Origin of the sequence: Pseudomonas sp. W2I6 (assembly GCF_030815935.1) — a bacterium.
Taxonomy (GTDB): domain Bacteria; phylum Pseudomonadota; class Gammaproteobacteria; order Pseudomonadales; family Pseudomonadaceae; genus Aquipseudomonas.
The window spans coordinates 3,107,500-3,130,591 of record NZ_JAUSXJ010000001.1 but is presented as its reverse complement, the minus strand read 5'-3'; the positions used below and the strand labels follow the sequence as shown (position 1 = coordinate 3,130,591).

19 protein-coding genes are annotated in these 23,092 nt (G+C 60.3%); 8 read left to right on the top strand and 11 right to left on the bottom strand.

Features of this window, described 5'->3' with window-relative positions; all coding sequences use genetic code 11:
- Nucleotides 1–150 precede the first annotated feature (150 nt).
- Nucleotides 151–1,188 carry an Ldh family oxidoreductase gene (locus QF039_RS14685; RefSeq protein ID WP_134326783.1) on the top strand — a complete coding sequence of 346 codons (1,038 nt, stop codon included), beginning with the start codon at nucleotides 151–153 and terminating at the stop codon, nucleotides 1,186–1,188.
- Nucleotides 1,189–1,228: 40 nt separating this feature from the next.
- Here QF039_RS14685 and QF039_RS14680 read toward each other — a convergent pair whose 3' ends face one another.
- A complete protein-coding gene (locus QF039_RS14680; RefSeq protein ID WP_003217958.1) occupies nucleotides 1,229–1,549 on the bottom strand; it encodes a YqjD family protein in 321 nt (106 codons plus the stop codon).
- A 175-nt stretch (nucleotides 1,550–1,724) separates the two neighbouring features.
- Between QF039_RS14680 and QF039_RS14675 the strand changes: the two genes are divergently transcribed.
- A complete protein-coding gene (locus tag QF039_RS14675) occupies nucleotides 1,725–1,976 on the top strand; it encodes a hypothetical protein (protein WP_003217960.1) in 252 nt (83 codons plus the stop codon).
- Here the strand turns inward: QF039_RS14675 and QF039_RS14670 are convergent.
- Complete coding sequence (locus QF039_RS14670) at nucleotides 1,951–2,868, bottom strand: LysR substrate-binding domain-containing protein (protein ID WP_177040546.1); 918 nt, start codon at nucleotides 2,866–2,868, stop codon at nucleotides 1,951–1,953. The two genes, QF039_RS14675 and QF039_RS14670, sit on opposite strands and share 26 nt — an antisense overlap.
- A gap of 92 nt (nucleotides 2,869–2,960) precedes the next feature.
- Between QF039_RS14670 and QF039_RS14665 the strand changes: the two genes are divergently transcribed.
- Nucleotides 2,961–3,887: a carbon-nitrogen hydrolase family protein gene (locus QF039_RS14665; protein ID WP_307519102.1), complete on the top strand. Its 927-nt coding sequence runs from the start codon at nucleotides 2,961–2,963 to the stop codon at nucleotides 3,885–3,887.
- A gap of 255 nt (nucleotides 3,888–4,142) precedes the next feature.
- Here QF039_RS14665 and QF039_RS14660 read toward each other — a convergent pair whose 3' ends face one another.
- Nucleotides 4,143–4,388 carry a hypothetical protein gene (locus QF039_RS14660; protein WP_158660299.1) on the bottom strand — a complete coding sequence of 82 codons (246 nt, stop codon included), beginning with the start codon at nucleotides 4,386–4,388 and terminating at the stop codon, nucleotides 4,143–4,145.
- Between the two features lie 133 nt (nucleotides 4,389–4,521).
- On the opposite strand from QF039_RS14660, the gene QF039_RS14655 reads away from it, so the two are divergent.
- Nucleotides 4,522–6,074 (top strand): IS3 family transposase gene (locus tag QF039_RS14655; protein ID WP_307517254.1). Its coding sequence is split into 2 segments (ribosomal slippage): nucleotides 4,522–4,984 and nucleotides 4,984–6,074, totalling 1,554 coding nucleotides; the frame shifts between segments, so codons are not numbered across the junction.
- 305 nt (nucleotides 6,075–6,379) lie between these two features.
- On the opposite strand, the gene QF039_RS14650 is transcribed toward QF039_RS14655, so the two are convergent.
- The 3 genes from QF039_RS14650 to QF039_RS14640 are packed head-to-tail and all read right to left on the bottom strand — an operon-like array spanning nucleotide 6,380 to nucleotide 8,838.
- Nucleotides 6,380–6,931 carry a GNAT family N-acetyltransferase gene (locus QF039_RS14650; protein WP_177021192.1) on the bottom strand — a complete coding sequence of 184 codons (552 nt, stop codon included), beginning with the start codon at nucleotides 6,929–6,931 and terminating at the stop codon, nucleotides 6,380–6,382.
- A gap of 4 nt (nucleotides 6,932–6,935) precedes the next feature.
- On the bottom strand, nucleotides 6,936–7,397 hold the full coding sequence (locus tag QF039_RS14645) for an LEA type 2 family protein (RefSeq protein WP_003214086.1): 462 nt from the start codon (nucleotides 7,395–7,397) through the stop codon (nucleotides 6,936–6,938).
- Nucleotides 7,398–7,410: 13 nt separating this feature from the next.
- Nucleotides 7,411–8,838, bottom strand: coding sequence for a nucleobase:cation symporter-2 family protein (locus QF039_RS14640; protein ID WP_008431217.1), 1,428 nt, complete (start codon nucleotides 8,836–8,838; stop codon nucleotides 7,411–7,413).
- Nucleotides 8,839–9,073: 235 nt separating this feature from the next.
- Here QF039_RS14640 and QF039_RS14635 point away from each other — a divergent pair, with 235 nt between their 5' ends.
- Complete coding sequence (locus QF039_RS14635; protein WP_177039745.1) at nucleotides 9,074–10,699, top strand: methyl-accepting chemotaxis protein; 1,626 nt, start codon at nucleotides 9,074–9,076, stop codon at nucleotides 10,697–10,699.
- Nucleotides 10,700–10,847: 148 nt separating this feature from the next.
- On the opposite strand, the gene QF039_RS14630 is transcribed toward QF039_RS14635, so the two are convergent.
- The 5 genes from QF039_RS14630 to QF039_RS14610 all read right to left on the bottom strand — a co-directional run bounded on the left by QF039_RS14630 (nucleotide 10,848) and on the right by QF039_RS14610 (nucleotide 16,042).
- A complete protein-coding gene (locus QF039_RS14630) occupies nucleotides 10,848–11,825 on the bottom strand; it encodes a D-glycerate dehydrogenase (protein WP_307519095.1) in 978 nt (325 codons plus the stop codon).
- Complete coding sequence (locus QF039_RS14625; protein WP_307519092.1) at nucleotides 11,825–13,120, bottom strand: MFS transporter; 1,296 nt, start codon at nucleotides 13,118–13,120, stop codon at nucleotides 11,825–11,827. Before QF039_RS14625 ends, QF039_RS14630 begins: the two co-directional genes overlap by 1 nt.
- A 54-nt stretch (nucleotides 13,121–13,174) precedes the next feature.
- Nucleotides 13,175–14,119, bottom strand: a complete 945-nt coding sequence (locus QF039_RS14620) for a sugar kinase (protein ID WP_003214077.1) — start codon at nucleotides 14,117–14,119, stop codon at nucleotides 13,175–13,177.
- The gene (locus tag QF039_RS14615; protein WP_307519088.1) at nucleotides 14,112–14,894 is read right to left on the bottom strand and encodes a sugar phosphate isomerase/epimerase; all 783 of its coding nucleotides are present in this window, start codon (nucleotides 14,892–14,894) and stop codon (nucleotides 14,112–14,114) included. The genes QF039_RS14620 and QF039_RS14615 overlap by 8 nt, the downstream gene beginning before the upstream one ends.
- Before the next feature lie 89 nt (nucleotides 14,895–14,983).
- Entirely contained in the window at nucleotides 14,984–16,042 is a 1,059-nt protein-coding gene (locus QF039_RS14610; RefSeq protein WP_307519086.1) for a LacI family DNA-binding transcriptional regulator, read from the bottom strand.
- Nucleotides 16,043–16,316: 274 nt separating this feature from the next.
- Here QF039_RS14610 and QF039_RS14605 point away from each other — a divergent pair, with 274 nt between their 5' ends.
- The 3 genes from QF039_RS14605 (at nucleotide 16,317) to QF039_RS14595 (ending at nucleotide 23,013) form a co-directional block, all read left to right on the top strand.
- On the top strand, nucleotides 16,317–18,275 hold the full coding sequence (locus QF039_RS14605; protein ID WP_307519084.1) for a hypothetical protein: 1,959 nt from the start codon (nucleotides 16,317–16,319) through the stop codon (nucleotides 18,273–18,275).
- Nucleotides 18,276–18,386: 111 nt separating this feature from the next.
- Nucleotides 18,387–20,471: a hypothetical protein gene (locus tag QF039_RS14600; RefSeq protein WP_307519082.1), complete on the top strand. Its 2,085-nt coding sequence runs from the start codon at nucleotides 18,387–18,389 to the stop codon at nucleotides 20,469–20,471.
- 277 nt (nucleotides 20,472–20,748) lie between these two features.
- Entirely contained in the window at nucleotides 20,749–23,013 is a 2,265-nt protein-coding gene (locus QF039_RS14595) for an autotransporter outer membrane beta-barrel domain-containing protein (RefSeq protein ID WP_307519080.1), read from the top strand.
- The last annotated feature ends 79 nt before the right edge of the window (nucleotides 23,014–23,092 follow it).

Below are 23,092 nucleotides of genomic sequence, written 5' to 3'. Positions count from 1 at the left end.
TGCGTGCCTGCAACCTATCCAGGCCTGGCGCCACGAGGGGCTAGATATGTCTGGCGCTCCCTGTCGACAGCCATGGGGCAAACCCTGTCTAATCGACGGACCGATTCTTGTACGCTGTTGCCCATTCCAATAATTAAACGGGAGCTTCAGATGTCTGCATCGCCTTTGGATGTCGAGTCTTCATCAGAGCGACTCAGTTATGCGCAATTGACCGACCTGCTGCGCCAGGTGTTTGTCCGCCACGGTACGTCGGCCGATGTGGCCCAGGTGCTGGCCGAGAACTGCGCCAGCGCCGAACGCGACGGTGCCCACAGCCACGGTGTATTCCGTATCCCCGGTTACGTCTCGACCCTGGCCAGTGGCTGGGTCAACGGCAAGGCGGTGCCGGTGGTCGAGGATGTGGCCAGCGGATTTGTGCGAGTGGATGCCGGCAACGGCTTCGCCCAGCCCGCACTGCAAGCCGCCCGTGCGCTGTTGGTGGAAAAGGCCCGCAGTGCCGGGATTGCCTTGCTGGCGATCCATAACTCCCACCACTTCGCGGCGCTTTGGCCGGATGTCGAGCCTTTTGCTGAAGAAGGCCTGGTGGCCTTGAGCGTGGTCAACAGCATGACTTGCGTGGTGCCCCACGGCGCCGACCGCCCGCTGTTCGGCACCAACCCCATTGCCTTCGCCGCGCCCCGCGCCGATGGCCTGCCGATCGTGTTTGACCTGGCCACCAGCGCCATCGCCCATGGCGACGTGCAGATTGCCGCGCGCAAGGGCGAGCGCTTGCCACCCGGCATGGGCGTGGACAGCCTCGGCCAACCGACCCAGGACCCCAAGGCGATCCTCGAAGGCGGCGCACTGCTGCCGTTTGGCGGGCACAAGGGGTCGGCCCTGTCGATGATGGTCGAGCTGCTGGCGGCAGCCCTCACGGGCGGTAACTTCTCGTTTGAGTTCAACTGGTCCGATCACCCCGGCGCCCGCACCCCATGGACCGGCCAACTGCTGATCGTGATCGACCCGAGCAAGACCGCCGGGCAGAGCTTCGCCGAGCGCAGCCAGGAATTGGTGCGACAGATGCATGCGGCAGGGTTGCGGCGTTTGCCGGGGGATCGGCGCCATCGCACACGGGCGAAGTCGCAGGCAGGCGGGATCGAGATCGAAACGCAGGAATTGAGTCGGTTGCGGGTGTTGGCACAGGCCTGAAGCGCGCTGCGCCCGGGGAGGGCGCAGCCGTTGCATCAGATCAGTTGCGGCGGCCCAGCAACAGGCCGACTACCAGGCCAAACCCGGCGGAAATCGCCACGGTCTGCCATGGGTGGCCACCGATATAGGTTTCGGTGGCATCCACCACCGGCTTGCTGCGCTCGCGCACATTGGACACCGAGTCCAGCGCCTGCTTGAGCTTGATGGCGACCTGTTCACGCAGGGTTTCACCTTCTTCTCCCACCAGTGACGCGCTGCTTTTGAGCAGCTTGTCCGATTCTTCGATCAGTGCGGTCAGTTCACTGAAGGCTTGGTCCTTGATTTGGTCTTCGACGGCTTGGGCGGCAGATTTGCGAGCCATTGGGTTAACTCCTTGCGGGTGAATGTGGCAATGAATGCGCTTGATGAAGAATGGAGTGTTTGAAGCGGGCAAAAGTTGCAGTTTTTTTCCTGTGGTCAGCTTAGGAGAAATCCAGGCCAGGAAATTTCAACCTACAGTGTAAGATGTCACCTATTTGTGCAGCAGGTAATTCAACATGAGCTTCAATCTGGCCAACAAGCCCCTCGCCGAGCGCGCCGCGCTGGAAGATGAAAAGTCCCGTCTCTACGACCTCTGGCAAAGCAACCTGGGCAAGGCCAAGGGTGAGGCCGCCCGCCTGTTTGGCGAACGCGCCAAGCGCAAGGGCAAATGGGCCGAATGGGTGCGTGCAGAACTGGACGGCATGTCACCGCCGGAGTTCTCGAACATGGTGCGCAGTGAAGTCAATCGCCTGATGGCGGCGAAGTAAAACAAGCCTCGATTGCCTCGCGCACCTTGAGCAGCAACGGATCCAGTTGCGCCTGGGTGCGCCAGCCCAGCTCCACCGGGTAACGCGGCAGCGCCAGCGGGCAAGGCAGCTCCCTCAGTCCGGTCATCTGCGCGATGGCCTGGGCCGCATGGCCGGGGATGGTCGCCACCGCCTGGCTGCCCTTGAGCAGGAACGGCAGCGCCGCGAAGTGCGTGGTCGAGGCACCTACGTGGCGGCTCAGCCCCTGCGCGGCCAGGCCCTCGTCGGTGATCCCGATAAACCCGCCGGATGACACCAGCACATGCTCGCGCCTGACGAACTCGTCGAGGTCGATGGCCTGTTGTCCCGGCGCCAGGCTGTCGGGGTCCACCAGGCACGCGTAATGGCCTTCCCCCAATACCTGCCGGCTCAACCGGCGCTCGGCAAACCCGCCGGCGGTGATTGCCAGGTCCAGGCTGCGGTCGAGCAGGGCGTCGGCAACGATCTGGCTGTGGGTCTGGCGGAACATCAACCGCAGCTTTGGCGCACGCCGGGCAATCTCTTCAATCAGCCGCCGGCCGTAGGCGATTTCGAAATCATCCGATAACCCCACCACCACCGAACGGCCCCGATAGTGATTGCCCAGGGGATCCACCATCGCCAGGCTCTGGCGGCAGCGATCCAGGGCTTCGCTGATCACCGGCTTCAACTGATTGGCCCGCAAGGTGGGCGCCAGGCCCCGGCCGGTACGCACGAACAACTGATCGCCGTACACATCGCGCAAGCGGCGCAGGGCTGCACTGATCGCCGACTGCGTGACGCCAAGGCGCAGGGCGGCACGGCTGGCACTGGATTCGTCGTGCAGGGCCTCGAAGGTTTTCAGCAGGTTGAGATCGACGTTGGCGATATTCATATGGCTCATATCAGTTAGCAGCGAAGCGGGCTTTATTCATGATTGCCGCTGGCCGGAGAATGGGCAACCCCCATTGATACGGAGTGATCGTGATGCCTGTTTCTACCGTGGCTGCGCTGCAAATCGGTTCCTTGCCGGGTGGCAAGGCTGAGACCCTGGAACAGATCCTGTCCTACGAGGACGAAATCCTGCGCAGCGGTGCGCAACTGGTGGTGATGCCGGAAGCGTTGCTCGGGGGTTATCCCAAGGGTGAGGGCTTCGGCACCCAGCTGGGTTATCGCCTGCCTGAAGGGCGTGAGGCCTTTGCGCGATATTTTGCCAATGCGATTGATGTGCCGGGCGTGGAGACCGAAGCGTTGGCCGGCTTGTCGGCGCGTACCGGGGCGAGCCTGGTGTTGGGCGTGATCGAGCGCAGTGGCAGCACGTTGTATTGCACGGTGCTGTATTTCGAACCGGTGGGCGGGTTGGTGGCCAGGCATCGCAAATTGATGCCTACCGGCACTGAGCGGCTGATCTGGGGCAAGGGTGATGGTTCGACGTTGCCGGTGGTTGATGCCGCGGTAGGGCGCATCGGTGGCGCCGTGTGCTGGGAGAACATGATGCCGTTGTTGCGCACCGCGATGTACGCCAAGGGTGTTGAAGTGTGGTGCGCGCCGACGGTGGATGAGCGGGAAATGTGGCAGGTGAGCATGCGGCATATTGCCCATGAGGGGCGGTGTTTTGTGGTGAGTGCGTGTCAGGTGCAGGCGTCACCCCAGGCGTTGGGTGTGGAGGTGGAGAACTGGCCGGTGGATCGGCCTCTGATCGCGGGGGGCAGTGTGATTGTCGGGCCCATGGGGGACGTTCTTGCCGGGCCATTGCTCGGTGGGGCGGGGTTGCTGGTGGCGCGGATTGATACGGATGATTTGGTGCGGGCGCGGTATGACTATGATGTGGTTGGGCATTATGCCCGGCCGGATATTTTCGAATTGATCGTGGATGAGCGGGTTAGGGCGGGGGTGCGGTTTATTGTTGACTGAGTACATATCCGTTTCTTCGGTAACGGCGGCTTATGGTTCCGCTCTTACAGCGGCTCACTTTGGAAAAGCCCCAAAGTAAGCAAAGGGCTCTGCCCCGCCTGTCGGCACCTCGCCTAGGCTCGGTGTTCCCTCACTCCGGCATTGCTCCGCGGGCCGCCGCGACGGGCCATCCATGGCCCGGCGCGGCTAAACCGGCGTCCTGCCGGTTTAGCCGCTCCGCAATACCTGCGTTCGGCCTCGGGCTTATTGGGGCAGTCAGATCAAAATCAAAAGCAAAAGCAAAAGCACAGCGGCCTCCCGGCCGGCTTGAGTGTTGAAGAGCAAATCAAAAGCTAAAGCGGGCACGGTCCAAATGTGGGAGCGGGCTTGCTCGCGAAGGTCGTTAACGATGACGCTGGCATCCTGATTCAACGCGGCGCTCTCAGGTTTTTCGCGAGCAAGCCCGCTCCCACAGAAAAGCAGATCTGTTTTCGCTCTGGTTTTTGCTTTTGCTTTTAACACTCAAGCCGGCCGGTAGGCCGCTGTGCTTTTGATCTGCTTTTGATCTTGATCTTGGGCGCCCCCCCCCGGTGTCAGGGTAGTTGTCGTGCCCCCACTTTTTTAAAAACATTCCGGGGGCGGCAAGAGTATGGTCATGCCTTTCTACTCAGAAGAGCGCAAAGCTGCGCTGCTAAAAATGATGCTTCCGCCCCTGAGCCTCTCGGCGGCGGAGGTCGCTCGCCGCGAAGGTTGCAGCGATATGTCTCTCCATTATTGGCGCAAGCAAGCCGCTGCCAGAGGAACGCAATTGTCCGACACCAAACAACCTGTTGAGAATTGGTCAGCCGAATCCAAAATGGCGGTCATCATAGAAACAGCAGCTCTGTCAGAGCTGGAACTGGGTGAGTACTGCCGGCGAAAAGGGATTTTTCCTGAGCAAATCACTGATTGGCGCAATGCATTTATCGCCAGTAGCACCCAGCAAACAAAGGTTAAAAATGTAAACACCGGCCAGTCGAAGAACGATAAAAACCGTATCCGCGAGCTTGAGCGCGAACTGCGGCGCAAGGATGCGGCATTGGCTGAGACAGCGGCGTTACTGGTGTTGCGAAAAAAGCTCAATGCCTACTGGGGGAGCGACGACGAGGGCAACTGACCTTGTTGCCAGAACGGTATTTACTCGTTGGTTGGCTCAATGAAGCCATCGCGGCGGGCGCCCGCAGGGCGCCTGCTTGTCTGGAGGTCGGCATTTCGCTACGGACACTGCAACGCTGGAGTTTGCCTGAAAAAATACTGGCCGATGGGCGTACCACAACCTCAAGACCCGTGCCCAGCAACGCGCTCAGCGAGTCCGAGCGCCAGGCCATCGTAGCGCTGTGCAACAGCAAGGCTTACGCGCATCTGCCCCCGAGTCAGATCGTGCCACAACTGGCGGACGAGGGGCGTTATGTAGCCTCAGAGGCGACGTTTTATCGTGTGTTGCATGCCGCAGGCCAGCAACATCGTCGTTCACGTGCCAAGCGACCTCATCGTCATCCGGCACCCACCACTCATGCGGCGACAGCCGCTAATCAGGTGTGGTCGTGGGACATCACGTACCTGCCGTCACCCGTTCGAGGGAAGTTTTACTACCTCTACCTGATCGAAGATATCTACAGCCGAAAGGCGGTGGGCTGGGAAGTTTACGACGTAGAAAGTGGTGAAAAAGCAGCAGTATTACTGCAACGAAGCGTGACCCGGGAACAGTGCTGGCGCCAGCCGCTGGTGCTGCACTCTGACAACGGCGCGCCGATGAAGTCGGTGACGCTGCTGACCAAGATGTACGATCTGGGCATCACGCCATCTCGTGGTCGACCGCGGGTCAGCAATGACAACCCGTATTCGGAATCACTGTTCAGGACGCTGAAATACTGCCCGCAGTGGCCACTAGATGGTTTTAGCAGCCTGGATGATGCGCGTGTTTGGGTGAGGGACTTTATGACCTGGTACAACACCGAGCATCGTCATAGCCGAATCCGTTTTGTGACACCGGCTCAACGTCACGAGGGAAAAGACCGGGAAATCCTGGCCCGGCGCGATGCAATCTACGGGCAAGCTAGAGAAAAGAGACCGGAGCGTTGGTCTGGTGAGACACGCAACTGGAAGCCAGCCGGAACGGTATATCTGAACCCCGAAAGGGAGCTGGCAGTGAGCATCAAGGTCGCGTAGCACGATGGTGGACGCGACAACTACCTTGAAAAACGCCGCCCCGTTAAACCACGCTGGCCGAACGCAGGCTTTGGAGCGTGGGTAACCTGGCAGGACGCCAGGTTAGCCGTCCTGGGCCAGGGATGGCCCATGACGGCGGCCCACGGTCCAAAGCCGGAGTGAGGGCACACCGAGCATTAGCGAGGTGCCGAGTGGTGGGGCAAGAGCGTTTTGCTTACTTTTGCGCTCTTCAAAAGTGAGCCGCTGTAAGAGCGGAACCCATATCAGCCGTTACCCAAATAACGGATATACACCCAAAACCCACCTCAGCCCCGCCGACTCCCCAGCCATTCCTCCCGGGTAATCTCCCAGATATCCTTGGGCAAACTCCCAGCGACAAACTGCCCCTCATCGGTCCTGACCAACCGCATCCCCGTCCGCTCGGAAATCCTGCGAGACGCCACGTTCGGCGCCGCCTTGGGCACCCGCATGACCGGTCGCCCCAGCACCTGGAACCAATACTCGGTCACCGCCGCACTGGCCTCGGCCATCAACCCCTGGCCCTGCCACTGCGGCGCCAGCCAAAAGCCGCGGTTGTTATCCACCTCATCCATCAGGCTGACATTACCAATCAACACCCCAGGCGCGCTTTTCAGGCGAATCGACCAATGCCACTCCTCACCCCGAGCCATCGCCGGCAATGCAACATGCTCCAGATAGCTGCGCGCACCATCCGCCGGGTACGGCCAGGGCACCAGGGCATTCAGGTAACGCACCACTTCCCAGTGCGGAAATTGCTGCTGGACACCCTCGGCATCCTCCAGCGTCAACGGCCGCAGGATCAGCCGTTCGGTATACAGCGTAGGTTGCGCATCCATGTCGTTACCAAGTGGCAGTGTTGGGAAAGTCCAGGGTCCCGCGATCCACAAAACGCATGGTGCCGAACAGGCCACCCGCGAGTTTCCCGCGCAACACGTACGGCAGGTTATTCAAACTCTGGGTCTGGCTCAAGCCAAGGGTCTGGCGCAAAACGGAAAACGCCGAAACGCTCACCGGCACCGTCAGCACCGTCTCCGAAAAGCGTGGGATCGAGCCACCCTGGTCACTCACCCCGGACGCCAGCGGCCGGCCATTGACCTCCAGGTCCAGGGCCACGCCGCTGTAGTCGATGGCTGTTTCATTCGGATTTTGTATCCGCAGCTTCACCGCGAAACGCACTTCCAGGTCCTGGCTCTGCAGCGGCTCGATGCCCACCACGTTGATGTTCACCGGGTCGCGATTGGGAAACAGCGCGCACGCGCTCAGGGTGAGTAGCAGCAGTGACAAAACCATGAGCTTGCGCATAAAACGGGTTCTCCTATTTCGTGACGTCCGGGTCCTGCATCACTTTGAGGGTGGAGGCTTCCGGATCAAATTCATCTTCTTCCAACTCTATGAACTCCTCAGGCAGGAAGATGTTCAGCACGATAGCGCAGAACGCCCCCACGGTGATCGGCGACTCGAAGATGTTGTGCAGTGCCTTGGGCAGCTCGCGCAGTACTTCCGGCACTGCTGCCACACCCAGGCCCATGCCCAGGGAGATCGCCACGATCAGCACATTGCGCCGGTGCAGCCCGGCTTCGGCGAGGATCTTGATCCCGGCCACGGCCACGGTGCCGAACATGATCAACGTGGCGCCACCGAGTACCGGCTTGGGCATCAGTTGCAACACCGCGCCGATCATCGGGAACAGCCCCAGCAGCACCAGCAGCCCGGCAATGAAGTACGCCACATAACGGCTGGCCACGCCGGTCAACTGGATCACCCCGTTGTTCTGGGCGAAGGTCACCATCGGCAAGCTGTTGAAGGTGGCCGCCATCACCGAGTTGAGGCCGTCGGCCAGCAGGCCGGACTTGATGCGCTTGATGTACAGCGGGCCCTTGACCGGCTGTTGCGAGATCATCGAGTTGGCGGTCAGGTCACCGGCGGCTTCCAGGGGCGAAATCAGGAAGATCACCGCCACCGGGATAAACGCCACCCAGTCGAACGAAAAACCGTACTTGAACGGCACCGGTACGCTGATCAGTGGCAACTGGGGCAGGGCGCCCAGGTCGACGCGGCCCATCCACCAGGCCACCACAAAACCCAGGGTCAGGCCGATCACGATCGAACCCAGGCGCAGGAACGGGTTGTTGAAGCGGTTGAGCACCACGATGGTCAGCAGCACCAGGGCCGCCAGGCCCATGTTGCCGGCGGCGCCCAGGTCGCTGGCGCCATAACCGCCGGCCATGTCGGTGACGGCCACCTTGATCAGCGACAAACCCATCAAGGTAATGATGGTGCCGGTGACCACCGGGGTGATCAGCTTGCGCAGCTTGCCGATGAACTGGCTGAGCACCACTTCGATAAACGCCGCGAAGAAGCAGATGCCGAAGATCGTCGACAGGATCTCATCGGTGCCGCCGCCCCGGGCCTTGACCATGAAGCCGGCACTGAGGATCACGCTGATAAACGAAAAACTGGTGCCTTGCAGGCACAGCAGGCCCGAACCCACCGGACCGAACTTGCGGGCCTGCACAAAGGTGCCGAGCCCGGACACAAACAACGCCATGCTGACCAGGTACGGCACTTCGCTTTCCAGGCCCAGCACGCCGCCGACGATCAGCGTCGGGGTGATGATCCCGACAAAGCTGGCCAGCACGTGCTGCAGGGCGGCAAATATCGCCGCGCTGAAGTGCGGACGGTCGTCGAGGCCGTAGATCAGGTCGGATTTATAACGGGGGCGAGGGGTTTGAGTGTCAGACAAAATACGGGCCCGGGTAGGAAAAAGGAGGCGCAGGATGCCAGAAAGTGCCAGTTGTCAGAAGTGTGAAAAAATATTTCGAAACATCCCCCATTAAATCCTCAAGCCGGCCGATACCGTTTATAGGCCCACATACCTATTACAACAGTGGCGCCAGCCGGTCAGAGCGGCGCGTTGACGCCCACTGACCGTGTCGCGGCAGGGATGCTCGCAGCCACTACTTCTAAGAGCGCCCCCTATGTCCCTTCGTAACCTGAATATCGCACCTCGAGCTTTTCTCGGTTTCGCCTTCATCGCGTTGCTTGTCGTTATTCTTGGGGTGTTTGCGGCGAACCGCATGACCCTGATTCGTCAGGCATCGGTCGACATGGGCTCCAACCAACTGCCCAGCGTCGGGTATCTGGCGACCATGACCGAAAACGTCCTGCGCCTGCGGATTCTCTCTTTTCGTGTGCTGGTAAACCGTGAGCCGGCGGCTCTGGATGAGGCTCAAACCCGCATGGGTGTGCTGGTGGACAAGGTCAAGACGGCACAGGCCGCTTATGCAGGCATGCCAGCCGGGAACGAAGAAGCGGCGCTGTACAAAACGTTCTCCCTCACGCTCGACAATTATCTGAAGGCCCAGGCCGAGATGGTTGCCCTTTCACAGCAGAACAAGGTCGAAGAGATGCGTGCCTTGATCAATAGCCGTATCAAGGACGGCACCGACCAGATGGGCGAGCAGTTGAATAAACTGATCGCCATCAACGCTGCTGACGCGAAGCAGGCCGACACCGAGGCCGGGCAAAGTTATCAGGATGCAATCACTGGCATCATCGCAGTCTCCGTGATTGCTGCGTTGATGACCGTACTGCTGGCCTGGCTGCTGACGCGCAGTATCGTGACGCCCTTGCGCAAAGCGCTGGAGGTTGCTGAAACCATCGCTGGCGGTAACCTGAGCAAAGCGATCGAAGACGACGGCAAGGACGAACCGGCCCGCCTGATCGGCGCCTTGGCCGCGATGCAGAACAACCTGCGCCAGACCATCCAGCACATCGCCGGCTCAGCCACGCAGTTGGCCTCCGCCGCTGAAGAGCTCAGCGCCGTCACCGAAGAAGCCTCCAAAGGCCTGCAACAGCAAAACAACGAAATCGACCAGGCCGCCACCGCGGTCAACGAAATGACGGCCGCCGTGGAAGAAGTGGCGCGCAACGCGGTGTCCACCTCCGAGGCCTCCAGCCAGTCCAATCAGGCTGCGCGGGAAGGGCGCGACCGAGTGGTGGAAACCGTCGGCGCAATCCAGACCATGACCCAGGACGTGCAAAACACCTCGGTGCTGATCGAAGGCCTGGCCACCCAGGGCCGTGACATTGGCAAGGTACTGGATGTGATTCGCGCGATTGCCGAGCAGACCAACCTGCTGGCACTCAACGCGGCGATTGAAGCGGCGCGTGCCGGTGAAGCCGGGCGTGGTTTTGCGGTGGTGGCGGACGAAGTGCGGGCCCTGGCCCATCGCACGGCGCAGTCGACCCAGGAAATCGAGAAAATGGTCGCCGGCATCCAGAGCGGTACGGGAGAAGCGGTGCAGTCCATGCAGCAGAGCAACCAGCGCACCCAAAGCACCCTGGAAATGGCGCGGGCTGCCGGTGTGGCCCTGGAGCAGATCACCCAGTCCATCAGCCTGATCAACGAGCGCAACCTGGTGATCGCCAGTGCCTCGGAAGAACAGGCTCAGGTGTCCCGCGAAGTGGATCGCAACCTGGTGAACATCCGCGACCTGGCGACGCAGTCGGCGGCGGGTGCCAATCAGACCTCAGCCGCCAGTCACGAACTGTCGCGCCTGGCAGTGGATTTGAACGGGATGGTGGCGCGCTTCGTCATCTGACCTGAAATACGATCAAAAATGTGGGAGCGGGCTTGCTCGCGAAAGCGGTGTATCAGTTGATGCATTCGGTGGCTGACACACCGCCTTCGCGAGCAAGTCGAGTCGTCGCACCGCCGCTCCCACATTGGGTGCTGTGGTGTTTCAGGAATCAGTGTTTCCAGGCGGCAGGGTTCACCAGGTTCTTCGGCTTCTCACCCGCCAGCGCCGCCAGCAGATTGTCCACCGCACACTTGGCCATCGCCTCCCGCGTTTCATGAGTCGCTGAACCGATATGCGGCGTCGCCACCACATTGTTCAAACGCAACAACGGCGAGTCATGCTGCAGCGGCTCGCGCACAAACACATCCAGTCCCGCCGCGCGTATCGTGCGTTGTTGCAACGCCTCAATCAGCGCCGGCTCGTCCACCACCTTGCCCCGGGAGATGTTGATAAAGATCGTCTCCGGGCCCATCAGCGCGAACTCTTCAGCGCCAATCAAACCTTCGGTTTCAGCCGTCAGCGGCAAGGTCAGGCACACAAAGTCGGCTTCCCGGAGCAGGTCCGGCAGGCTGCGGTATTGCGCGTCAAACCGCACCTCCACCGCAGGTTTTGGCGAGTGGCTGTGGTAGATCACCGGCATGCCGAACCCGAAGTGCCCACGCTGGGCCAAGGCTTCGCCAATCCGGCCCATGCCGATAATGCCCAGGGTCTTGCCATGCACGTCGCTGCCGAAATGCAGCGGGCCGATGTTCTGGTTCCAGTTGCCGGCACGCACCATATTGGCCAGTTCCACCACTCGCCGGGCGGTCGCCAGGATCAGGGCGAAGCCGGTATCGGCGGTGGTTTCGGTCAGTACGTCTGGGGTATTGCTGAGCAGGATGCCGCGCTCGGTCAGGTAGTCGATATCGTAGTTGTCGACACCAACCGACACGCTGGCCACCGCCTCAAGGTTTGGCGCCAGATCCAGCAGTTTGGCATCCAGGCGCAGGCTGGCACCGAGCAAGCCCTGAGCGGTCGGCAAGGCTTCACGCAGTTTGGCCAGGCCGCTTTCATCCAGCGATTCAATCAGCGTGACCTCGGCCTGTTCATGCAGGCGGGCCATCAGCGGTGCAGAGAGTTTCTTGTAGAGCACGACAGACTTTTTCATCAGGTCTTTACCTTCAATTCAAGGGAGTGCAGCGGGGCGCGCTCGCGGTCACTGGCGCCGGGCTTGAGAAAGATCGTCAACACCACCGACACCAGCAGCGCACCGCTCATCAGCAAGTACGAGGCGCCGGGCGATCCGGTGCTGCTGTTGAGGTAGCCCACCAGGTACGAACCGCCGAACGAACCGAGGGCGCCCATGCTGTTGATCAGCGCCATGGCGCCGCCGGCGACGTTGGCCGGGAGAATTTCCGGGACGATTGCGAAAAACGGCCCGTAAGGCGCATACATACAGGCCCCGGCGATCACCAGCAGGGTGTACGACCACCAGAAGTGTTCGGCGCCGAGCACGTAGGACGCATAAAACGCGATGGAGGCGATCAGCAACGGTGGCCACACAAAACGTTTACGTTTTTGCAGTTTGTCCGAGCCCCAGGACACCGCCAGCATGCCGATCACCGCCGCCAGGTACGGCAGCGCCGAGAGCCAGCCGGCCTCGACCATGTCCATTTTCAAACCGGCCTTGAGGATCGACGGCAGCCACAGCACGAAGCCATACACGCCAATGCTCCAGCAGAAAAACTGCAGCGCCAGGATGATCACCTTGGGTGAGCGAAAGGCCTCGGCGTAGTTCTTCACCGCCTTGATGCCCACTTGTTCTTCGGCGAGGGCGGTTTCCAGGTCCTGCTTGTGCTGGGCGCTCAGCCATTTGGCGTCGGCCGGTTTTTCATCCGCCAGCTTCCACCAGATAAAAGCCCAGATCACCGCCGGCATACCTTCGATGATAAACATCCAGCGCCAGCTGAAATGCTGCACCAGGTAGCCCGAGACCACCGACATCCACATCATGGTCACCGGGTTGCCGAGGATCAGGAAGGTGTTGGCCCGCGAGCGTTCCGCGCGGGTGAACCAGTGGCACAGGTACACCAGCATCGCCGGCATCACGGCGGCTTCGACCACCCCGAGCATGAAGCGGATCACGATCAGCATGTAGGCGTTGGACACCATGCCGGTCAGGGTGGCCAGGCCGCCCCACAGGATCAGGCTGACGAAAATCAGCTTCTTCACGCTGCGTTTCTGCGCGTAGATCGCACCGGGCACCTGGAAGAAAAAGTAGCCGAGGAAGAACAGCGCACCGAGCAATGACGACATGCCCGGGGTGATCATCAGGTCTTCGGCCATCCCGGAGGCGGCGGCAAAGCCGTAGTTGGCGCGATCCAGGTACGCCAGGCTGTAGGTGATAAACACGATGGGCATGATGTACCACCAACGGCGGGTGGCGAGTTTCAACGGTTCCATAAGGTTGCTCCTGAGCTTGTTGTAGTTGTGGCAACAGGTAACGGGTAACTCTGATTAGCCGGCTTTTTGCGTGTGGGGCAGATCGGTCCTGAACGGCAAGCCTTCCATGTCGCCACGACTTTGCACCGCGCGGCTGCCGATCCAGTTGCCGCGCTGTACGGCTTCGCTGAAGCTCAGGTTTTCCAGGAGCGCGCTGATCATGCCCACGGCAAATCCATCGCCGGCGCCGACCGTGTCGACCACCTTGGCCACTGGCACGGCGGCGACAAATCCCTGGTCCAGCTGGGTGCGGTAATACGCGCCGTGGGGCCCGAGCTTGATGGCCACGGCTTCCACGCCCTGGTCCAGGTAAAACGCGGCGATGTCGGCCGGGTCTTCAAAACCGGTGAGCAAGCGGCCTTCGCCCAAGCCCGGCAACACCCAGTCAGCCAGGCAGGCGAGGGCGTTGATTTCGCTGATCATGCGTTGCTCGTTCGCCCACAGGGACGGGCGCAGGTTCGGGTCGAAGGACACGCTGCGCCCGGCCTCGCGCATTTGCGTCATCAACTGGCGCGACAGGTCGCGGGTGGCGTCCGACAGCGCCGGCGGAATGCCGGTGGCGTGCAGGTGCCGGGCTTGCAACAGCTCAGGCTTGATCGCCTCGACCGACAGATGGCTGGCGGCCGAGCCACGGCGGAAGTACTCCACCTGCGGATCATCGCCGGCTTCCTCGCGGGACTTGAGTTGAAAACCCGTGGGGTGCAGCGGGTCCACCGCCACATGGGTGCAGTCCAGGCCTTCGTTCTGCAAGGTGTCCACCACGAAGCGCCCGAGGGAATCGGCACCCACGCGGCTCAGCCATGCGACGTTGAAGCCCAGGCGTGACAGGCCGATGGCGACGTTGCTGTCGGCGCCGGCAATGCGCTTGTGAAACTGGGCAACCTGGGCCAGGTCGCCGGTCTGTTCGGCGACAAACATCGCCATGGTTTCACCAAACGACAGGATATCGATCTCAGACATGTGCGTTCTCCACGCGTGGCTGGCCGAGGACGGCGAGGGCGGCGACCTGCTGGGCGGTGACCTGCACCAGGTCATTGCCTTGCAGCGGAAATTCCACGGCCCGGGTAATACCTTGAGTCATATGCCGCAGCAGTTGTTCCCACAGATGCAGGTCGGCGGCGCCCGGCGGCAGGGCCACCAGCTTGCCGTCGGCGCGCCGGGCCACGGCCTTGCAGTGCAGGTAGTCCACATGCCGGCCGAGCAGGCGCGCGGCGGTGGCCGCGGATTGGTCCTGCCATTGCCAGTTGCCGATATCGAAGGTCATTTTTACCGGCACGGCCAGGCGCTCGACTTCGTTGAAAAAGCGCTGCATCGGCTCGATGCGCCCGCCGTGCAGGGTCTGGTCGTTCTCCACCAGCAGCTTGACCGGATGCCGGTTGAGCAGGGCGCTCAAGCTGTCCAGGTCGTTGGTGTCGGTGAAATAGCCCAGGGAGACTTTCAGCCAGCCAGCGCCAAACGCTTGGGCGCGGTCGAGGGTGGCGGCCAATTCGGCATTGGGCTGCGAGCGACCGGCCACCCAGAGTTCCAGGGGCGAGGAGAACACGCATTCCAGGCCTTGATCGGCCGCGGCTTGCGCCAGTTCCAGCGGTTGCTCGGTGGTCAGCAGTTCTTCGCGCCATTCGATGCGCTGGGCGCCAGCGGCGGCCAGTACCGAGACGAAACTCAGCTGACCTTGCTGGCGGACCAGGTCGGCGCCGTAGCTGGAAAGGCTGATGGAGACGGGGTATTTATGCATTGTTGTGGACCTCTGAAACCGGTTTCATTTTTATTCGCAAAATAAACGTGTGGGAGCTGGCTTGCCTGCGATGGCGGCGTGTCAGCCGCCTACTGCTTCGCCGGAGAAACCGTTATCGCAGGCAAGCCAGCTCCCACAAGGGATTGTGTCGAGCCCCGGACAATCAGTTGTGGCCAGAAATCCAGGGTGCGCGTCGGCTCGGTATCGCCGCGCAAACGCTTGAGCAAGCAGTCGAAGGCCTTGGCGCCGATGGCCTCGGTGGGCTGGGCGAGGGCGGTGATGCCGTTGCCCACCAGCGGGTACCAGTCGAGGTCATCCAGGGCGATCAGGCCTACGTCATCAAACAGGTCGCAGCCTAGATTTTTCAATGCACGGGTACACGCCAGTGCCGCGATACCGTTGGCGCAGAACAACGCCTTGGGGCCGGATTTGGCCAGAAACTTTTGCAGACGCTGTTCCAGTTCGCCGTCCAACTCCAGTACGGCGCCGGTCAACGTCGGACGGTTGGCAATTTCCGCCTTGAAACTGTCCAGGCGCTCAAGCCGCGAACTGGTGCCGTCGGTGGCTTCAGTCACCAACAGCAGGTCGCGATAGCCTTGCTGTTCCAGGTGCTCCACGGCCATGCGCACCGCCACCGGGTTATCCAGCCCCACCAGGTCGCTATGCAGCGGCTCGACCTTGCGGTCCACCAGCACCAGGGGCATTTCCCGTTGCAGTTCCAGCAATTGGTCCAGGTGATGGCCGAGAGTATTCACGATCAGCCCTTCGATATTGTAAGCACGCAGGGCCGCCAGGTGCTGGCGCTCCTGCTCGTCATCGCGGTCGGTGTTGCACACCACCAGGCTGTAGCCGTGCTGGCGGCAGGCGGTTTCCACGCCATGCATCACGGCAATCGAATAGGGATTGCGGATATCGGCCACCAGCATGCCGATCAGGCGGGTACGCCCGCGTTTCAAACCACGGGCCATTTGGTTCGGGCGGTAGCCGAGTTCGTCGATGGCCTGTTCGATGCGCAGGGCGATGGCATCGGAGAGCAGGGCGCGGTCGTCGCCGATAAAGCGCGACACGCTGGCTTTGGAAACGCCGGCACGCTCGGCCACGTCAAGCATGGTCACGCGGCTGCGCTGGGCGGCGGAAAATGAGGTCACGGTGACGGCCTTTCTTATTGGAGGTGTGAGTGACAGTGGAATTAACACTGAAACCGGTTTCAGAAAAACATCCGGGCATCCACCTCGTCAAGAAAATTTTGGTTGTGCAACCGCCCGCCGGATGAGTGAACCCGACGAGCGGTGGCCTAACCTGTAAGTTCTGACAGTATCCCGAGGCTTAAACCAGGAGTTCAATGGCTGGCAGGCGGATCGCTTTGCGGAGCCACATCGCAGCGACGGTAAACGGGTGTTGGATCATTGCCGGGAGAGTCGGATGGATATTTCAAATGCGGGTCAATCTGATGGCGGTGCGCCAGGTTTGCTTGCCACAATAGCAGCGCCCGTCGTAGTAAACGCGTTGCCTGACGGATTGATCCCTGTCCGGTTCACCTTCTTTCCCTTGCAGATAGATATCGTGGAACCCTGGGCGGCTCTGCCCGTGGCGGGATTCAGCGCTTTTGTGATCTTTATCTGGGATGTCGACGGCGCTGCTCCCACTGAACTCCCTCCTATAGAATTGCGTGGCCCCATCACCCGGGCCGACTTTCCCTATCGTGTTGAGATCCCCGAATCATGGCTCTTGAGCAGTGCCGTGGTTAATCTTTCGTTCCGTGTTCACAACGTCAGGCCTGACAGCCCGACGTTCGATCTATCGGACAGTGTGAGGATTACCATTGACCACGATGCGCCCGGCCGCAGCCGCGAGCTAGACCCGGCGATTTTTCCGGAGGACCCCATCACTGAAGGCTACCTGAACGCTACTCCACTGGTGCCTATCGAAATCCCGGACACCTATTTTGATCGCAAGGTCGGTGACGAGGTACTGATTTACCTGAGTGACAGAGATGCTTTGCCCACCGGCGCGCCGACGTTGATTTCATCGCCGCTGCCCACTGACACCGGCCCGATCTACGTTGACGTCCCCCGTGACTTTTTTCGCCGGTTCCCCGGCGCCCGCCGGCTCTACTGTTTCTACCGGTTGAGAGACCGCGCCGGCAACCTGAACCTGGCATTTTCGCGAGTGGCAGAAGTCGAACTGCTGCTGACTACGCCACCCTCCGACCTGCCGGCGCCGCAGGTTCCTGCCTATGACGCAGACCTTCTGATCGACCGCGCGGACGCACGCCGAATCGTTACCGTCAGGGTGCCCACGGAGTACCTGGACTGGAATCCAGGCGACCAGTGTTATGTCGAATGGGATGGTATTTTGCTGCCGCCCGTGGAGGTGGTGACCTTTCCCTTCTCTGTCCCGGTCAGTTGGTCGGTGCTGATCGCCAATGGCGCCGATTTGCGCCGCCTGGTGAACGTGGGGGTGCGTTACTTCATTCGCCGGGCGGGTGACACGGTGGGGCCGGGCGAAGTTTCGCCCTGGACCCTGGTGACAGTGGACATGACCATTGCCGGTCAGGATCACGTCGATGCGCCTGCATTGTTGAATCGGACGCTGGCGCTGGTTGACGTATTTGGCCGTGTTTCCAATACCGCCAACTTCCTGGACTCTCGCGACAGTATCGGGCCAGTGAGAGTCACCTTCCCCTTGTTCAACAATCCCCAGGTGGGTGAAGTCGCTTACCTTTACTGGCCGTCCCGCCTGGACCCGGTCGCCACGTATACCGTCAAGCCTGGGGATGTCGGCGGCACAACGGTGACCTTTGACAACGAGGTTGACTGGCAGGTGATTGTGGACGGTGGCACTAACGCCCGCACATTGGTGCACTACCGGACCAGCAATTTCGTCAATGAGCAACTGTCGCCGGACCAGGTGGTGAGCGTCAACGTTGCGCCGCCAATCAGCTACCTCCGGCCCAGCTTCCCGCAATCCACGGAGGCCACGCGGTTTGTTCTCACCTGTGCCACCCAACCGCCCATCTGGGAAGGTGTTCAAGTGCTCGTCAGCGACCCCCGGATACAGCATGGGGATTTGGTCAGGTTGAGTTGGCAGGGGTACAGGCAGAGCCCGGATATCGATCCCGATCCCGATACGGCCGAGACCTTTGATCATACGTGGGACGAGGTTGCCGATGCGGCGGGTTACACCTTCCTGGTCCTGCCCTACGAGCAGTTGATCAAACCGTTGAAAGTCAACGCGGGGGCGGAGGCGAGGTACACCGTGTTCCGAGGGGGGATCCCGACAGGCACTTCCGCTTCCCGGTTCGTGCAGGTCGATCGTCAGGTTAATTCAACACCACCGAACCCCACTTTTTGCGGGCCGGACGGTACGGGTCCTGAGTGAGGGCCGATACAAACCGGTCAACGGCAATCAATGATTGCTGACCGGTCAAGTATTCCTTAGTGGGTATTTGCACGTTTTCGTAGGCCGAACGTTAATCGGTCGAAGAGTCCGTTGCCCGAAATCAAGGGCGAACGATTTAAGGAACGACAACTGGATGGACAAGTGCGTGTTGATGCGGCGCTTATATTAAACAGCAATGGAGAAATTGAAATGAGCAACAGGTCTCAGGTCAACGACATAGTAATACTCGATCCGACTTTGAATGCGCCCACGATTGCGGAGGCGCTGGATGCAACGGGGCTCATTACCGTCCGAGTTGCCAACGTTGGTATAAATGTACAGTGCACTATGGGCACTGCCAGTCTTGGCACTGACTGGGTCAAAATCGATATCAGAACTGCCGGGACTATTCCTGGACCCTGGTCGGAGTTTTTACCGCCGAGACAATTCAGCACATCAATTACTCCAGTTCCACCACGTATATGGACTATTCCCGTTGCTGCTGGCCCTGAGGGTTTCGCCCATGGCCTATATCAACTCAGGAACATCCAATACCGAGATTTGGGAGGCCGCCCCGGTAATGCGATGGACGAATCGTTCCCGGGGGCCTTCAGGGTCGACAGAATTGCACCGTATGCCACGGCCGATACGCGCGAACAGCCGTTAGTGCCAATCCTGGTGAATGCGCCACCGGGTACCCTAATCGATAATGCGTTTCTGATAGCGCAAGGCGGCCTGGACGTCGCCATTCCTGATAACACCTACCTTCCGTTATCCGGCGCATGGGAAGCGGGTGACGAGCTCAACTTCTACTGGGCCCTCGGTGTGATGGACCCCCGGGATGCGTTTTTGGTGGGGTCGCAGCCGATGTCTCGAACGGGCAACACGTTTTTCCTGCCGGCGGCCGATATCGTCCTCAACGGGTCGTTTTATTTCTTCTATACCATCACTGACCGAGCCGGCAACACCAGCCGGCCCTCGTTCCCTGAAAACCGCAACGTTGCGTTGCTGGACGACCCTGTGCTGGAACCGCCGTTCCTGCCATTGGCGGACGCCCCAAAGGACGGCAGCACCGACAATCTGATCGACATCAAGGATTACAGGCAGGGTGTCGACGTCTGGATTGAAGCCTATACGAACCCGGACCCTCTGGTGGATCGGGGCGAAGTGCAGTGGGGTACACAGCCCCCTGGCCCGCTGCAGGGGCCGATTGCGGCGTATCCGGAGGTGTTCCGGAACATGAACGCTGCAATCAGGGCCTCCTATACACAGGATATTGGGCCGCAACCGGTGAGTGTGCGTTACCGGATCGATCGTGGTGGTAGACTTTTCCCCTCTCCGAATAAAGACATTCTGCTCGACCTGTCGACCGAAGGGCCGGAGTTGCCGACCCCGTTGGAGCCGGGCGAGGATAATCCACTGCTCAACCTCGTCCATCTGTTTGGTGCGGTTTCAGATGAAGAAGATGTGATTCGGGAGGTTGATGCAAATCAGCCAGTTAGAGCGGAGATCGTGTTGTGGAACGTGCCGCGACCGCCCACCCCCGACCTTGATATCACCTTGTTGTACGGTACCACTGAGGAGCGAGTCGGGCCTTTTTCAATAGGCACCAATGGGCCGGGCGCAACGGTCACATTCGAGATTCCTTGGGACGTAATAGCCAGGCATGGCAATGGCCCGCAGATCGTCCGCTACGTTGTCACCGGCCCGCGCACGGATAACGAAAACCGCTCCGGCCCGACGACGGTTAACGTGATTGACGCGGTGTCGGTGATCTTGAATCCCGTGCAGTTCCTGCATGCAGGGGCGGGCAATATTATCGAATGTTCGGCGCTACGTCAGAGAGGGAGCCCTCCGCAGTACTATCTTGAAATCTTTATGCCGGGCGATCCGAGGTTGCTCGCGGGGCGCGTTGTGACATTGACGTTGACACTCCAGGGCATTCACCCGGACTTCCCGCCAGGCCCATTCACGGATGACTTTACTCACACCCTGACGGGAGACGAACCGACAAATGGCTACATCTTCCAGATCGATTACCGTCCGTTCCTGGCCCAGATAGTGGTGGCTAGTATCAACGCGACGTATAGCGTGCCGGTCGCAGGGGGCGCCTTGGGGCAGGGTCAGCCGGCTGACGGGGTCTTGATATGGAATAGCAACACTTACTGTGACGGGGTCATTATCCCTCTACCTTGACGCTATCGGTGGTTGCTACTGCAAAAGGGGAAGCTTGGCTTCCCCTTTCTGCTTTTAACGGCTCTGGATTCCCCGTATTCAGGGGAGTTGTCGCCTTCGGACTTCTACTGTGTCCTTTTCTCTAGCCAGCATTGGCAAATACTCGCACCTGCTCAGATTAGTCCTACAGCTGTAGGGCTGTTCACTACGTACTCTTTGCGCCGCACAGGTAAGGCTCCATTCCAAGGGAACGAGCCAAACCGTTTTCAGAGGCTCTATCCCCAGAGAGTGAACAAGCATGTCAGTGTTAAGCAACTTCGAGCTCAAGCCCTTGAGCAAAATGATGAAAATTCCAACCATCACGTTTTTCATGTTTGCAGCGGCCCAAGGCACCGTTCAGGCTGATGAACAGTTGGTTGGCGAGAAACGTACAATTGACGCCGGTGAGACCAGCAAGAATTGGCAGTTGAACCAAAAGTCCGAACTGACGCTTGATGGCGCACGTGCGCAAAGTATCCTGGTCAACGATTCGGCCTTGATCGTCAACGCCGGCAGCCAGGTGTCGGATATTCGCGCCACCCAGGGCTCCACTGTTAACCTCACGGGTGCCAATGTTGAATCGAGCCACCCATTGTTCGGCGCGCTACGCCTGGACGACAGCGTAGCGACGGTCAATGGCAGCACCCTGACCAGCCACACCAACTTTGGCCTGCAGGCGTTCCAGAGCAACGGCTCTGCCAAGGGCGGGATCGCTGAAGTGTTCAACAGCACCATCCGTGGTGCCTTGGGTGGCGCGCTCGTGCAAGGCAACAGCGAGCTGCACTTAAAGAACTCCCGGGTGGAGGGCACCGACGCTGACAGCACTGGTGTATGGCTCAATGGTGGTACGGTGACTGCCAGCGACAGCACCCTCATCGGTGGCAACAACGGTGTGATAATCACTGATCAATATGCCGATGGCGATGTGGGCAAACTGCTGCTCGATAACAGCCGCGTCGAAGGCCGCAGTGGCTCGGCGATTGCGGTCAATGGTGGCCACTTCGGCCCCGCTGTGGCTGAAATCGACGTGCGCAATGGCTCGACCTTGATCGGGGGCAACGGTGTGTTGCTGGAAGTCAACGACGGTTCAACCGCGAGCATGAACGTCGACAACAGCCGCCTGACCGGCGATGTGATCATCGAGGCTGGCAGCACTGCCCATTTGAACCTGCAGAACAATGCCGGGTTGACCGGCCAGTTGCACAACGTGACCAGCTTGAACGTGGGTGACAGCTCCTATTGGGAGTTGACCGGCGACAGCCAGGTTGGCGATCTGACCCTGGCCGGCGGCACTGTAAAGTTTGGCGCCACCGACGCGTTCTATCAGTTGGACCTGGAGACGCTGGCGGGCAACGGCACGTTTGTGATGGGCACCGATTTCGCCCAGGGCAAGACTGACTTCCTGAACATCACAGGTGACGCCACCGGTAACCACAGCCTGTTGCTGGCAGCCAGCGGCGCCGAGCCGGTGAAGCCGGAAGAGATCCGCGTCGTGCATACCGGAGGCGGTGACGCCGAATTTTCCCTGGTAGGCGACAAGGTGGATGTGGGAGCCTATTCGTACGGCCTGAAAAAAGACGGGACTGACTGGTTCCTTGACCCAAGCAATCGCTCCATCAGCCCGGGCACCCGTTCGGTGCTGGCGTTGTTCAACACCGCACCGACCGTGTGGTACGGCGAAGCAACCTCGTTGCGTACCCGTATGGGCGAACTGCGCTTCGAGCCGGGGCAGGCTGGTTTGTGGGTTCGTGGTTATGGCAACAAGTACAACGTGGCCGACGGCAGCGGTGTGGGCTACACCCAGAACCAGCAGGGTTTCTCCCTGGGTGCCGACATGCCGTTGGCCGACAGTCAGTGGCTGATCGGCGCCATGGTTGGTCACAGCAGCTCCGACCTGAACCTCAAGCGCGGTACCTCGGGTAACGTCAAGAGCTACTACATAGGGGGTTACGCGACCTGGATGGACGAGGAGAGTGGCCTGTACTTTGACGCAGTGGCCAAGCTCAACCGTTTCCAAAACGAGTCCAAGGTCGGGCTGAGCGATGGCACCAGCTCCAAGGGCAAGTACACCAATACCGGTGGCGGCCTGTCGGCAGAGTTCGGGCGTAACATCAAACTGGGCGACGACTTCTTTATCGAGCCTTATGCCCAGTTGTCCACCGTGGTCATCCAGGGTGCTAATTACAACCTGGACAATGGTCTGCAAGCGAAAGGTGAAAGAACCCGTTCGATTCTGGCCAAGGCCGGTGCCACCGTGGGACGTAACATCCAGCTCGACAGCGGCAGCGTGGTTCAGCCGTACCTGCGTGCCGCGAGGGTGCATGAGTTTGCCAACAACAACAAAGTCGCGGTGAACAACAACGTGTTCAATAATGACTTGTCCGGTTCGCGTAACGAGTTCGGCGCAGGCGTGGCGGTAAAACTGTCGAAAAACCTGCAGTTGCACGCCGATTTTGAGCACAGCAGCGGTCAGAAAATCGACCAGCCGTGGGGCGCCAACGTGGGAGTTCGCTACTCCTGGTAAACCTTCCCGCCAGGCATAAAAAAGCCCGTATCGAGAGATACGGGCTTTTTTGTATGCATTACGTGTTCAGCTGCAGGTT